Source organism: Priestia sp. TGN 0903 (assembly GCF_050846855.1).
Lineage (GTDB): Bacteria > Bacillota > Bacilli > Bacillales > Bacillaceae_H > Priestia > Priestia zanthoxyli.
The window spans coordinates 1-13,323 of record NZ_JBOZGL010000019.1 but is presented as its reverse complement, the minus strand read 5'-3'; the positions used below and the strand labels follow the sequence as shown (position 1 = coordinate 13,323).

14 protein-coding genes and 1 pseudogene are annotated in these 13,323 nt (G+C 37.6%); all 15 read right to left on the bottom strand.

What is annotated here, in order from left to right:
- Window positions 1-217: 217 nt before the first annotated feature.
- Complete coding sequence (locus tag ACRPLY_RS26140; RefSeq protein ID WP_432232185.1) at window positions 218-883, bottom strand: restriction endonuclease; 666 nt, start codon at window positions 881-883, stop codon at window positions 218-220.
- Window positions 876-1,829: a DUF3991 and TOPRIM domain-containing protein gene (locus tag ACRPLY_RS26135; RefSeq protein WP_116516835.1), complete on the bottom strand. Its 954-nt coding sequence runs from the start codon at window positions 1,827-1,829 to the stop codon at window positions 876-878. The genes ACRPLY_RS26140 and ACRPLY_RS26135 overlap by 8 nt, the downstream gene beginning before the upstream one ends.
- A gap of 112 nt (window positions 1,830-1,941) precedes the next feature.
- On the bottom strand, window positions 1,942-4,179 hold the full coding sequence (locus ACRPLY_RS26130) for an ArdC-like ssDNA-binding domain-containing protein (RefSeq protein ID WP_432232184.1): 2,238 nt from the start codon (window positions 4,177-4,179) through the stop codon (window positions 1,942-1,944).
- A complete protein-coding gene (locus tag ACRPLY_RS26125; RefSeq protein WP_098250091.1) occupies window positions 4,172-4,447 on the bottom strand; it encodes a hypothetical protein in 276 nt (91 codons plus the stop codon). Before ACRPLY_RS26125 ends, ACRPLY_RS26130 begins: the two co-directional genes overlap by 8 nt.
- Window positions 4,448-4,497: 50 nt before the next feature.
- The gene (locus ACRPLY_RS26120; protein WP_116516758.1) at window positions 4,498-4,932 is read right to left on the bottom strand and encodes a hypothetical protein; all 435 of its coding nucleotides are present in this window, start codon (window positions 4,930-4,932) and stop codon (window positions 4,498-4,500) included.
- On the bottom strand, window positions 4,933-6,129 hold the full coding sequence (mobP2, locus tag ACRPLY_RS26115; protein ID WP_116516759.1) for a MobP2 family relaxase: 1,197 nt from the start codon (window positions 6,127-6,129) through the stop codon (window positions 4,933-4,935).
- The gene (locus tag ACRPLY_RS26110; protein WP_116516760.1) at window positions 6,126-6,383 is read right to left on the bottom strand and encodes a hypothetical protein; all 258 of its coding nucleotides are present in this window, start codon (window positions 6,381-6,383) and stop codon (window positions 6,126-6,128) included. The genes mobP2 and ACRPLY_RS26110 overlap by 4 nt, the downstream gene beginning before the upstream one ends.
- A 258-nt stretch (window positions 6,384-6,641) precedes the next feature.
- A complete protein-coding gene (locus tag ACRPLY_RS26105; RefSeq protein WP_432232183.1) occupies window positions 6,642-7,529 on the bottom strand; it encodes a hypothetical protein in 888 nt (295 codons plus the stop codon).
- Between the two features lie 10 nt (window positions 7,530-7,539).
- A complete protein-coding gene (locus ACRPLY_RS26100; protein WP_181170541.1) occupies window positions 7,540-8,121 on the bottom strand; it encodes a MerR family transcriptional regulator in 582 nt (193 codons plus the stop codon).
- A gap of 14 nt (window positions 8,122-8,135) precedes the next feature.
- Window positions 8,136-9,248, bottom strand: coding sequence for a bifunctional lytic transglycosylase/C40 family peptidase (locus tag ACRPLY_RS26095; RefSeq protein WP_349803205.1), 1,113 nt, complete (start codon window positions 9,246-9,248; stop codon window positions 8,136-8,138).
- A 3-nt stretch (window positions 9,249-9,251) separates the two neighbouring features.
- A complete protein-coding gene (locus ACRPLY_RS26090) occupies window positions 9,252-11,183 on the bottom strand; it encodes a VirB4 family type IV secretion system protein (RefSeq protein WP_349803279.1) in 1,932 nt (643 codons plus the stop codon).
- A 49-nt stretch (window positions 11,184-11,232) separates the two neighbouring features.
- Window positions 11,233-11,583 carry a hypothetical protein gene (locus tag ACRPLY_RS26085; RefSeq protein WP_349803204.1) on the bottom strand — a complete coding sequence of 117 codons (351 nt, stop codon included), beginning with the start codon at window positions 11,581-11,583 and terminating at the stop codon, window positions 11,233-11,235.
- 19 nt (window positions 11,584-11,602) lie between these two features.
- On the bottom strand, window positions 11,603-12,310 hold the full coding sequence (locus tag ACRPLY_RS26080; RefSeq protein ID WP_432232182.1) for a hypothetical protein: 708 nt from the start codon (window positions 12,308-12,310) through the stop codon (window positions 11,603-11,605).
- A gap of 22 nt (window positions 12,311-12,332) precedes the next feature.
- Window positions 12,333-12,623: a DUF5592 family protein gene (locus tag ACRPLY_RS26075; protein WP_099331418.1), complete on the bottom strand. Its 291-nt coding sequence runs from the start codon at window positions 12,621-12,623 to the stop codon at window positions 12,333-12,335.
- 39 nt (window positions 12,624-12,662) lie between these two features.
- Window positions 12,663-13,323: pseudogene (locus ACRPLY_RS26070) on the bottom strand (hypothetical protein); the annotation flags it as partial.

Below are 13,323 nucleotides of genomic sequence, written 5' to 3'. Positions count from 1 at the left end.
CTCCTCTTTTTTATATTTTTATAAGAAACGAAAACAGCACCTTCTAATTAGAAAGTGCTGTTTCGTCACAATTATTTATAAATAAAAAACCTAGTTAATTGACGATTTTGCCATGCAGAGAAACGCTCTCTGACGAAGTTAACTTTTGTTTTGCGTATTAACTGCTCATTCGATGCAAATTTCAGTACCTATTTAGAGCAAGAAAAAACAGACCTTACTATACTGAAGGTCTGCTCTTACTTACTTCCTTATTAATTTTCTCTGTATGACGACAACAAGGGAACGAGGAACAGCCAAAAAAACGAGTACCATTCCCATCTCGTACGACTAGATCCTGCCCACATTTCGGACACTTCCGAGGTTCTGGTGTAATATTTTCAAAGATTTCCCGTGCCTTGAAAACGGGATTGACTTCATTAATAAACTTTTGAAGATCTGCCCGATCCAATAAGGTCACATCACATGCAGCTGCAAGTTCTTTCGCTTGTTTCGTAAAATAACTATTGGTCACAACCCACGCCTGATTCGCTTTATAATACGCTTTTGCCCCATACACTTCTTGCACAGCTGAAATACTGACCCGATTTTTAATTCCATATCGTTTAGCTTGAATGACAATTTTTTCTTCGCCTTTCATCACTAAATCAGCCCCAAAGTCACCAGACTTTTTGGTTACTTGAGGTTTATATCCTAACTGTTGGAAAAGGGCCTGCAAATATATTTCAAACTGATAACCATCCATTTTATCAATATAGGGCATACCTGATTGGGCTAACTCTTTCATATACCTACGTTCACGAAGGACACGGTAAGTAAATTGAGAAAGTTTCACTAAAATCATGATAAGAAAGAGGTAAAATACACCTTGAAACACTTTATCCATTCATTGAAAGCTCCTGTTCAGTTTGTTTATTCCGGAGACGTGATGCCACAGGTTGAATGCTTTTTCCATTCTTCTTTAATTCTTCGTTCCAATCTTTCGCTCCTTTTGGAATATCTGCTCTTATTAAATCAGCATTAACGATTTGGTTCATTTTGTCAATAAATTCTTTTCCACCTTGGTCATTATCGACAGCTAACACCATTTCTTTGATACCTAAACCTTCTTTTCGAGCTTCGATATAAGACTGTGCAACCGTTTTAGGCTTTAAGCCATTCATACTAATAAGGCGTGTATTCTGCAATTGGTTTTCTTGTATACTCCAATAAGAAAGCAAATCAATTGGACTTTCAAAAAAATGAATTTTATTTGGGCGACCAACGTCAACTGAAAAGCCTGTATGGGGGTTATCGTTCGGTAAGACTTGTTTAAAGGAACCACGCTTATTACTTATCGAAGCTGTGCCTTGTCGATCCGCCCCAATTACTTTTCCTTTACCTCCATGTTCACGCCATTTAAACACCACATTGTTCCGTTTGTCCTGGGCGATTAAATCTTTTTGAAGAAGCCAGTCAACCAACCGAGAATCTATTTTACGTTCTTTTATGAGATAATCTTTTATTTTGCTTTGATCCTTTACTTCTAACTCTTTTGGATAGCGAAAAGGCTCTTTTGATGGTGAAACCGACGGTTGTTCATGTGACTGAGAAAGCTCTTTATAATCGCCTTTGTTGATATCTAGTACGGCTTGTGGAAACGACATCCCATAATACATTCGAGCAAAACTGATTGCTCCATATCCTGTTTCATTTCGGCTGTTCCAAGCGTACATATTTCCTTTAATGAGTAAGCTATCATGTTCCGTATGACGGTAGTATTTTCCTTCTTTTACAAAGGTTTCGCCTTTGGCTTCCAGATACGACAACAAATCAACATCTCGTGCTTTCATGACTTCCCCCTCATTGACGTGTTTTCGTTCTCCCACCTAATCCCTCCTTCTCTTTCACCCTATGAAAAAAGAGAGCTTTTCAGCCCTCTCATTTTTTCACCTTTTGCTTGTTTTATCGTTCCATTTCTTGTGTCTGGTCCCGTTTTTTTGAAGAAAATGCTCCATTATTCCGTGCAAAAAACTTTGTAAATCCATTTTGCGATTTCTCTTCTTTTTTCTGCTTATCATGACCCTTTTTCTCTGTGTCCAACGCCTTTTCAAGCTTCGTTAACTTCTCACGTTGAGAATCAGTCAAATTCAGCTCTTTTAATTCCTGCAGCACTTCTTTTTTTAATTTGTACACCTTATCAAAGGAATGCATTTGTTCAAACTCCTTCATTTTGGCCAAACGCTGTTCTTTCTCTTGAGGTGTTTCTTGCTTGAGCTGCTTTTCGACAGGAGCTTTTTCTGCTTTAGCTTCCTCTTTCGCTTCTGTAGAAGAATCTTTTTCATCTGATATGCCTAATTGGGCTAACAAGCTTTGTTTAAATAGCTGCTTATACTGTGTTTCTTCACTAGGCTGCTGCATCACTTCTAGTACTTCTTGTTTGTAATTTCCTTGATATTGATCCTTTTCTTGTACTTGTTTTCGTGCTTGAAACTGATGAGAAAGTTCATTTTCCATTCCTTTCAATTGGTCAGGGGTAAACTGCTTTTCCTTTAAAGCACTAGATTTCAACATCACATAATCGTTTTCTGCGTTCACACGGGCTAACATGCTATCAATATCTTGAGGCTTTTCTTTTTCATGCGCTTGTAAAAACGTAAGGTAGCTTGTTTTGAGCTGCGTTTCTCGATCTTTCTCTAAAACAGGATTCACATCATGACTTCTCAAAAAATCCACTGTTGCTTCACTTTTATAGGCTTGTTTTTGTCCTTTTTCATCCGTAGAAACAAGTAAAACCTGTGGTTTTTCCTCTCCTAGAGCTGATTGTGTTAAATAAACAGAACCAGAAGGGATGTCTTCCAGCTGTTTCTCACTAATGTTCGCCCAATCTGCCTCAATTTTTTCATTTTGTGGGTGCTTCATAAACTTCTTTAATTCTCGTTTATTAGAAACAAGCGCTTTAAATTGATCATTTGAAAGAGACGTAATTTTTTTCATCGTATATTCCTCCATTAAAGTAGTATTTGGACGATAAAAAAGGGAGCTTTTTAAGCTCCCTTTCCTTTTGATTTCCTGTTCTTCTTTTTTCTCTTGGATGGTATCTGTAGGTGTTTGGAATTGCATTTGATTATCCAATTTAACACGTTCTTGAAAAGTAAGAGGTGGTTCTTGAACTTGATCATTGATGATCCCCTTCTCATTTTCAGAAGAAAGAGGATCTGTCTGCTGCTGTTTTTCATCCTTTTTTTCTGAAGAATGATTTTTTTCTCGTTCTTTTACCAACGTTTCTTCTATTGTTTCAATAAAGCCAAAGGACGTTTCATGTACTTCTTTTAAAAGCTTAGTTTTATCTTCAAAGCTCTTTCCTTTTGTCCAGTGTGACAGGTAATTAAGCGAATACTCGCTCGTATCAATCCCAAAATAAGAAGAAACCGTATAAGCTGTCATTTCTGCTTGAAATTCTCTTTCCGCATCCGTATAGTTTGCTCTTGATTCAGCCGTATGCAGCTTAGCATGCGTCATTTCGTGAAGAAGCGTCTTTACATTTTGACGTTCAGAGTTACGAGGATTTAACGCAACCTCCTTCGTTAGTGGATAACACGCGCCTTTTGCGCTGCCCAGTTCTTCTTTAGGTGCAATGATGGAAATACCGTTTTTTTTCGCAATGGCTTCCATCCCTTTATAAAGCACCGTGTAGTCCTCCACGTTTCCTTCTAACCAACGATTGGGGAATATCTTAGGTAAATCACTTGCTTTCGCATTCGTCTGACTAATATCAAACGTATTGCCGACTGAAAAATATAGTTGACCTTGAGTTACTTCATTTTTCCCCTCTTGAATGAGTTTTTTTTCTTGAGGAGTGGCTTTATTAACCGACTTCCATTTTCCTTTTTCATCCTTAAATTTGGGAACGGTTTTGTTTGGTACAAGAATTTTAATACCATTCTCTCCTTTATTGACAGAGAACCCTTTATCTTTCCAAAACTTAAATGACCCAACAGCTTGCGCACCTCTAAACTGTTTTTGGATGAGAGCCGAATTCAACATGGAGTACTGATAAAACTTACCCATAAAAGATAAGTAGTCTTTTAAGTCTTCAACAGAATGAAAATGCTGCTCAACCTTTTTCTCCATCCCATTCGTTAACTCTTCCACCTCTTTACGCTTATCTTCGATGGATTTTTCCGCATAGGTTTTACTCATTTTCTTCCTCCTCTTCTTCATAGGAGATCCCCTTGAGCTCTTCTAATTCTTGTTCATACCAAGGCTCCTCTAAATCCACAAAAAGCTTCTGTGTTTTAATATTCATGGGCACCAACATATTTTCTTGATGCACCACATATTGATGAAACTCTTTCGCTTCTTCTGGACTTAAATTCACCTCTACTTCTTTGTCTTGATACTGTACAATGGCATGATCCTCTCCTACAGCTTTAATCGAAGCTAACACTAAATCCTTGTTAAAAAACATATCTGATTCCTCCTCTACATGTTTAAAACTACCTTTATATAAATCCATCATTAAGATGGTTGTTTCCCTTTGGACTCTTCCCAATCAATCCGTTTTTGACGTTGATTTGCAATACGCTTCTCAACAGCTTCCTTCGCAACCTTTGTGCTATCTAACTCTTGTAAATCGGTGGTCATTAATCCATCAAAACCATGATGGAAGAAAAGACCGTTCATATATTCAATTAAAATTTGTGTGTTTTTATCAGCACTGTTTGCTCCAAGACGAATCTTTGTTAACTCCTCTTTTAAAACCTGATGTAAGTTGTTACTCACCACTTCAGAAATGTATTTCAATGACCATTCATTACTTCTTGCTTCTTTATGTTCTTTGCAAATTTGAGCAATAGCCTCACCCGTAAACCCAATATTCTTTTCTTCCATATATGTTTGGATGTATTTTTTTGTTTCTTCATTTAACGATAATTTCATGCGTTGTTTATTCATTTAATAACTCCTCTCTTCCTCATGACGATGTTCAATATCTTTTTGCAATTGCTCATAATGTTTTTGGTTTTTCCAACTTTCATATTCTGATTTAAACGCTCGCTCCATCTTTTTTAATGCAAAATGCATAGAGACCTTTTGGTTAAAACTCGCAGGACGTTTTGATTGTTTCTTACTTTCTATCATTCTTTTAATCTGTTGCTGCTGCTTATCATAATCTTTCATTTCTTTTAAAAAGGCATTCCCCATTCGCTTATAAAGATCATCAATTTTCGTTTGCTTATAGTCCTTGTATCTCTTCTCATCTCCTTTTCCTTCTCCATACGCTTTCTTTAAATCCTCTACTTCTTTATCTAATTTTCCAAGTAATTGTTGATACTCGTTGGGATGATATTTTTCAATATATTTTTGACTCAGCACATCAATAAATGGCTTCATTGGTTTTAATGTTCGGTAGCTATATTGCCACTGCCTTTTATCTTCTGGAAGATGATTATAGATTTGGAGAAACAGTGGTTGAATGTCACGATTCTTCCATCTTAACGAAGAATCTTGTTTCTTTTTCCCGACCATATCCTTTCGAATTAAGTCATTTATTTTCTGATGCTGCTCACCTCGATTTAAAATTTGATTCACGACTGTTGACTTCATCGCATCCAATGTTTTAGGTTTTCTTTTGCCTCGCTCACGAGTGGGTTGTGGTTCTACTGTTGCGATATGAATATGAATGTTCCCTGTATTGTAGTGTATGGCAGCCGACCAAACAGCCGACTCATTTAACCTTTCCCTTTTAAGCATTTCCTTCATGGACTGACGGGTAATCTCCATTAATTTTTTCTCATCCACTGTATGAGTATCAGCATCATATAAACCATTTTCTTGAAGCCACGGATTATGAAATGTGATAACATCTTGCCACATAATACTGTTATTTTTCTGCGCTTTTTCAAACAACTTTTTTAATTGCCTTTTCTCCCCATCATTCAATTGATTGGATTTTTCAGTAAACAAAGAAGATGTCTTATCAGGGTTATCCATATAATCTTGATAAAGGGTAAACAGTTTTTCGTTTGCTTCTTGATCTTTCTTCGCATCATCACGATCCACATAATCAACATAATCTTGAAAAGCTTTTTTATCAGATGTGACAAACTTTGTTTTCAACACCACGCCTGGAACAACAGGAGGTGTACTCATTCCTCATCTTCTCCTGTCATATCTCGAATAAATCCATTGATGGTTTCAATTGCCACTGCACACCTTTCCATCATCTTTATATTTCGATCAATGAGGCGTTCTAACTCTGCTTCACGATCTTTTTGTTCTTGAAAAACAGCCAGTGTTTCAATCTGACCTTTTAAAAACTCTTGTCGAGAAATCTTTTTTTCTTTTGCGATTTTATCAATTTTTTTTAGTGCAACTGGATCAACATATCGAATTTTAATTTCCATTTTATCCGACCTCTCTTCTGTAGTAGTGCTCTCCCCCCTAAAAAGAGAGAAGAGCATAAGGGGTTTTTGCCCCCACCATAGGTGTGGGGCTAGGCAGAGCCTAGCAAAACCGTGGGTACAAAGAAAGTCGCTTAATGTCCCCTTTGCGTCCCCCTTTTTTGGTGTACGTCCCTTTTACGTCCCCTTTTAAAATCCCGATGTCCCCTTTATGTCCCCCTGTTTTGGAGCCATGTCCCCTTTGCGTCCCCCTGTGTTTTCTCACTTCATGGCTAAATCTTGTTGCTTTTCATTCAATTTTCGGAGCTTTTCTTGTAAACTTTTTTGTTCATCTTTATAGAGCTGAATGCTTGCATCACTCGATTGAATGGCATCCTTTTTCATCGCAATTTTTGATTCGGTATCGGCTTTTTCCTCCTCTACTTGGTACTTCATATCACGTTGTAACTCGTTCATTTCTTGTTGCGTTTGACGTTTATGTTTGGCTTCTACCGTGATGGCTTTTTCATAGTTTTTCATTTTCTTTTTGACAAACTGCTTCTCTAAATCATTGACCAAAAGCGCATATTCTTGTTTGCTTTTGGTTCCTTTTCCTTCTTCACTTTTCGTTTTTCGTTGGTCAGAATAGAGTGTTGTAATTAACGCATGGGCGTCTATTTCCTCTGATGAATCTGCTTCTGAATCACTCGTTACGTCATCCACGTTTACCGTTTCTTTTTCTTCATTTTCTTGATACAGATCAAAGGCAAGTGCTTCCCAATTTGAAGACAAATCGCTGATTCTTACGACATAATAGCCATCATCTTCATATAATAAATGAACAGGTAATTTGATGTTTGGATTCGCTTTTTCTTGTGCCACAAAGCTTACTTCTTCTTCATCTGTTTGATCCATTTTGATCACCATATCCAGTGAGTCAGTAGCCGGATGATACACACGATTTTCAATCGTGACGGTTCCTGTTATGTTAGAAGAAACCGCCTCATAGGTTTTGGTATGATATAACGGAGCTTCTGTTTTTAAGTAGAATTTTGATGTCAGTAAGGATAAAAAACCGATAAAGAAAAAAATTAAAACAGCTGTATACTTCCATGACCGATTGCGATTTAAATTAAATCGATAATCTTCTAATTGCTTCTTAAATGCCACCTACTCCACCTCATTTCATGATTTCTGTTTTCAATTCTTCGATACTATAAACCACCCATTTGTTCTCTTCTTTTCGTAAAGAAACTTTGATAATGTCATGCGTTTGATCGTCCACATTCTCATCTTTTATCACAAGGTGATTTGTAAACTCAGCAATCACCTCGACCTCTTCTTGCCCTCCATCATATTGTTGTACATAAAGCTGTACATCGTTTGGAATGGAAGTGTAACTATCTCCATATACGAACTTTTCAGAAGGATAAAATTGCTCATAAAGCTCTTTGTCCATGATAGATTTTGCAACCTTCTTTCGTTCCTCAAATCCTTCTTTTTCACGATGATAAGACACATCGATGAATTGATTAACCGTATTCAAGTAATCTCGTTTTTGTTGTTCTTGGGCAGAAGGGCGAACTTCACTTAGTTGTTTTTTTAGCTCTTTATTTTCTTCTTGTAAGCTGTCATTTGTGACTTGAATTTGTTTCGAAGCTGTTGTGTTGGAGATATTATGGTTAAGGTAGATATTAAAAATGGTCACGCCTGTCACCACAAGGGCAAGCGCTCCAAATAGTAGTGCTGCTTTATTTTTCATCGCCTTTTCTCCTTTTAGAATCGTTTTACTCTTCCATTGAATCGTTCACCAAAATAGGTTCCTTTTGCCATACTTGCGATGGCTACACCTGTTTTTCCTTGGCAGCCTAAAAACTGATTATTACCAACGTAAATGCCGACATGGCCGTCTATTTTGTAGGTATCGAAAAACACTACGTCGCCAGGCTTCATGTCTTTTGGATTGATTGCTTGCCCTTGCGTTTTGAGTGTATCGGTTGTTACCCCCGACATTGGACCAACATTCATTCCTACTTGTTCGAATGCCCATCTGACAAAACTTGAACAATCAAAACGTCCTGCATTAATATCAGATTGAGAGCGTCCACCACCAAATACATAGCGTGTTTTACCAATCAACGTTTTGCCTGCGTCAATCACTTTCACACCCGATTTACCACCACTTCCTCCACTGGCAGGAGCTGCTGGTTTTCCATCAGCTGTAATCGTTCCGGTGTAATATTTCAGCACGGCATCAACATACTTGGCATCGCCATAGCAAGCTTGATAGGGTACCATTTCAGGACGTACACAGTGATAAATACCAGTATGTTTTACTTTTTGATATTGCGATTGTGAAAAAGAAATCGCTAACTCGGGTGTATATTTCCCTCCATTTTTCATGACATAATTGATAAATCCACCGCCAAAATTGTAGGACTGAAGGCAAAGCTTCAAATCATAATGCGCTTTTTCTAGGACACTTTTAAAATGCAAAACCCCTTTATCGACCGATAATTCAGGACTAGAAATACATCCAACCGAGCCACAAAATGACTCACTGCTTTGCATGGGATCATTGCCTCTTCCTCCACTTTCTTGCATCATAAGTGCCATCATAATCGGCACATACGAAGCATCTAACCCATGCTTTTGTGCGTATTTTTCAAGTAACGGTTGATACTTCATGACCTTCGGTGACACATTAGCCGTTCCTACACCAATGCCTCCACCTTCAATCTCTGTTACGTCACTTTGTTGGCTATCTTTTTCAAATTCACCTGTAATCGCTACAATCGTACTCATGATTAAGAGGCCCGATAATCCTAACAGGATCAACGTGCCTCCAATCAAATATTTTTTGGGAATGAGCTGTAAAACGATATGCAAGGCTTATGCACCTCCACCGTACAGCACTTTTTCTTCCTCATCGATTTCAATATGAAAGAGAATGTTTTTTACAGACTTAATACAAAGGAGCACATCCCCAATTGGTAGCTTCGGGATTTCAGCCAATTCACTGTCGGTGATCCCTGTTTTAAACACTCGCTGAATGGTATCTAAGTTGTTGTCATCCTGCTGCATGATAAATTTATATTGCGTTAAATCAAAAAGCTTTTTAATTTTTTCAATCGCTGTTTGTTCCGAGCCGTCTGGCACAAAGTCACTGATTAAATGACTTGCGTAGATCAAACCTGCAAAGTATTTACGTGCTTCTCGACTAAACTCTGTTAGGAAATCTAAAGCATGTTCATTGCCTTTTTTCGTGTTTACGATGTGATGGGCCTCGTCGATCACAATTAAGTAACGAATGGCATCTTCAAAGGCTAATGTCCCTTTCGTATAGGCTGCCAATTGTGGTTCACCATTCTGCAGCATACCATCCCATAATAAACTCATGACGTTGAAAAGCTGTGCTTGTGCAATTTCATCTTTTAATTTCGATAAATGACGGATGGAGAAAAATACGACTTGTTCATCGTTAAAATCTTCAATGGTTGAAATCCCATCAAACAAATGAGCGTACGTTTCAACCAAGTTTTCAATATTCAGCTCGATTAGCTCAAGTCTACGTTTTCGATACTCTCCTAAGTTCGGATGGTGTTCTCTTGTTTTCTCATCTGTATATAACTCTTTTCGAATGAGGTGTAGAAACTCACTAAACGTTGGATAGGCTTCTGGTGAACGCCCCGTAATGTGATTGCTTGCGCCTTTTTCATCGTTCCATAACTGCTTTTGAATATAGAGTTTACGAAGGAGCTTTTCATACTCTTTTAATTCATCATCTTTTGCTTCTGGTGCAATAAAACGATAAAAAACAGTTAGTTTGGATAAATGCTGCGTAAAGCTATTAATCTCATGTTCATGTGTTTTAAATACCTGTAAAGGATTAATTTGCCCTTCCGATCCATCTAGGGCAATCTGTTTCCCTCCTAATTCTCTAACGAGACTTTCAAACTCTCCTACAATATCAAATCCTCGGATCTTATAGCCTTTAATCGCATTATCGGTGGTGACTTTCTTTAAAAACGTTGATTTACCTGCGCCCATTAAGCCCATCAACACCGCATTATAACTTTTTCGTTGTTGGTCTTTATGAAACAAATCAAAGATGACGCTGCCTCCTGTACGAGTTGTTCCTTGATACGTACCGTATGGATCATCTAAGTGAGTAAAATGAAAAGGAAACCCTCCGGCTAGTGCTAATGCGGGGATTTCCTTTCCTTTTCGCTTATTAGGGTATTTCTTCTGTATATCAAAATGCGTCACTAATGATTCCCACTCATACTCTTGTTCATTTAAGAAAATGGATCCTCTGAAGTTATGCGTTTCAAGATGATGAATGACTTCTTTTAATCGCTTTTCTAAGTCAGGAATCGTTTTTTCGGCAATATAAATGCGAAGGTGTATCCGTTTGATCACTTCACCATTTGTGACTTGACGGTATAGCTCTTTCATATCTAAATATTGTTCTTGGGCATCCATACGATCAATATTTTCTTTGGCATTCACATGCCGTGCATTTTGTTCCGACATATTTTTATTGATCGCTTCTACGACTTGTTTTCGCTCATCACTTACTACATCTAAGGTCGTAATGGCATTGGGCATGTTCATGATTGGTTCCAACCAAAAATCATTCACGTTCGTTGGGTACTCATAAATATGAATGCAAGTCGAATATCCATCTCCATTTCGAACAAGGTTTTCTTTAAAGCTTACACCTCCTTGTGGTTGAATCTGCGCCACAAAATAAGGATTGTATCCTTTTTTCTGCTTGATCTCTTTAGGTGTTTTCTCTTTTGTATGGAAAGGTAAAGACATCATCTATGTTTCATCCTCTCTTCTTTTTAAATTGAATTTTTTATAAAAATTAGGTTATTTGACCGTTTTCATCAAACGTTGATATTTCGTCAAAAACTGTACCGGACTCAATGATTTTAGTAATATCAGAAGATAATTTTATAAACTCTGTTGTATTTTCTTTATTAGCTTCTAGATAGGTGAATTTACAATATAGATACAGACCTTCATATCCTTCTTCTTTTATTCGTTGAGTATTTATGATGTAACTTTCGGACAGTTCGTCTTCAATTGGTTGGCCTACTACATTTTTATGTTTTGTAATATACCACTGAAAATGTCCCTCTGAATTAGGGGCTGCATGAAAAATTAAAACAGCGTCACGATCATTTTTGTGAAGTCGGATAGCGTATTTTATCACCTTTTATTTTCACCCTTTCTTATTGTTTATTACCAAGCTTGGCGTTTTGATTGTAGAGTTTGTAAAGAAGGTTAATCTGTTTTTCATCCGAAACAGGTAACAGAGGGATAGCCAGTTGAATATCTCGCATAAATTGGTCTTTTCGTTCCTTTACAGCCAGTTCAGTCGGTCCATATAGGAAAAGAAAGTATTCTCGATTGGTTCGCCCCCATTCTAAATATTGAAGTTCTTTTAATTTCTTTCTTAAGAATCGAAGCGATAACGCATTGTTAGCCTCTCGAATCTTTTTCTCAAGATACTGTTGTTGCTTTTGTGTTGAAACGGGCAAGTTCAATGAGATGATTTTAAACGGATCTTTGTCGCCCTGGTATGTTTTAGCCAGTGTATAAATATTGCGTCCTGCCTCTTGGTCATGCATGGCATTGATATCAGTACTTTGAAGCTGCCAGATCCCAAAAAAGCCACCCTCATCTTTTAGCTGAAATAATCCACTATCCGTTTGATCGATAATGGAAATGATGTCAGCTACACTTTTCTTTACCTCCGGTAGCTTCTCTTTTTCCTTTTTGGCCTTTGAAGGTCGTAACAGCGAAAAAGGATTCTTTTTCTTTGTACGGGCAATCTGTTTATCCAGTTCCTTTTCATCAAAGAGAAGGGATGTACTTGTCTTTTTTTCTTTTAAAATAGGTTTCCCTTTTTCTAGGATTCTTTCATCAAATAATGCCATCTATTATACCCTCCTTTATTCTTTATTCTTGATCCCGATCTATCGCACAATACGTACTCTTCTTTCGTACCAATGTAAGCAATAACGCCTCATACATCCGTTTTTTAGGGTTCGTACTTGGTCTAACAATCATCAATAGACCAAATACGCCCATGAAGATATAAAAGGGAATTTGAAGCGTTGGATGAATAAAAAAGCGTAACATCATCGTGACCATAAGTAAGCCAATAATGAACAGCAAATCAAAGAGATAAAGAGATTTATTAATCTTTAATTCCGTTGAGATTTCTTTTGGAATGTTATAGTTTCCCATAATCCTTCTCCTTTCCATAAAAAAGAGAAGTAACTCCTGTTACTTCTCATCTTGTTTATTTCGCTTTTTTGATCCAAGGTTTCGTAAATCTCGTCCGGTATTTCGCCCAATTTGATAAGAACGTTTTGTTTTATGGATTGTTTGTGAGTTATCAATACGTTCTTTTACCTTTCCTACGCTCTCTTTGACATTATCCCGTACCACTTGTGCAATATTACGTGTTTCTGTTCGATGTTGATGTGGCATTGGAATGTCTTCTGTTGAAGCAGGCACAGTATCTTGTTCAATTGGTTGTTTTACTTGACGAGGTTCCTCTGTAGCTGCCACTTGTGCTTGTGCTTGATCCATCCCTTTTGGCATGGAAACAGAAGGTTCTCTTGTTGGTGTAGGGTAACTTACACTTTCTACAGAAGGACTACCTTCGCTTGTACTTCCACCATAACCGGAAGTTTGGATTTCTTCATGAACAGGTGTACTTGAACTTCCTATAGAAGAGCTACCTTCGCTTGTACTTCCGCCGTAACCGGAAGTCTGAATTTCTTCATGAACAGGCGTACTTGAACTTCCTATAGAAGAGCTACCTTCGCTTGTACTTCCACCGTAACCGGAAGTTTGGATTTCTTCATGAAGAGGAGCACTTGTCTTTCCTACAGAAGAGCTGCCTCCATTTGTGTTGCCACTCTGACCAGAAGCCTGCATT

Bases quoted from the DNA above. Each gene is read 5' to 3' on its own strand.
- ACRPLY_RS26140 (WP_432232185.1), bottom strand. From the start codon at position 883: ATGGATAAAGTGTTTCAAGGTGTATTTTACCTCTTTCTTATCATGATT.
- ACRPLY_RS26135 (WP_116516835.1), bottom strand. From the start codon at position 1,829: ATGAAAGCACGAGATGTTGATTTGTTGTCGTATCTGGAAGCCAAAGGC.
- ACRPLY_RS26130 (WP_432232184.1), bottom strand. From the start codon at position 4,179: ATGAGTAAAACCTATGCGGAAAAATCCATCGAAGATAAGCGTAAAGAG.
- ACRPLY_RS26125 (WP_098250091.1), bottom strand. From the start codon at position 4,447: ATGTTTTTTAACAAGGATTTAGTGTTAGCTTCGATTAAAGCTGTAGGA.
- ACRPLY_RS26120 (WP_116516758.1), bottom strand. From the start codon at position 4,932: ATGAATAAACAACGCATGAAATTATCGTTAAATGAAGAAACAAAAAAA.
- mobP2 (WP_116516759.1), bottom strand. From the start codon at position 6,129: ATGAGTACACCTCCTGTTGTTCCAGGCGTGGTGTTGAAAACAAAGTTT.
- ACRPLY_RS26110 (WP_116516760.1), bottom strand. From the start codon at position 6,383: ATGGAAATTAAAATTCGATATGTTGATCCAGTTGCACTAAAAAAAATT.
- ACRPLY_RS26100 (WP_181170541.1), bottom strand. From the start codon at position 8,121: ATGAAAAATAAAGCAGCACTACTATTTGGAGCGCTTGCCCTTGTGGTG.
- ACRPLY_RS26090 (WP_349803279.1), bottom strand. From the start codon at position 11,183: ATGTCTTTACCTTTCCATACAAAAGAGAAAACACCTAAAGAGATCAAG.
- ACRPLY_RS26080 (WP_432232182.1), bottom strand. From the start codon at position 12,310: ATGGCATTATTTGATGAAAGAATCCTAGAAAAAGGGAAACCTATTTTA.
- ACRPLY_RS26075 (WP_099331418.1), bottom strand. From the start codon at position 12,623: ATGGGAAACTATAACATTCCAAAAGAAATCTCAACGGAATTAAAGATT.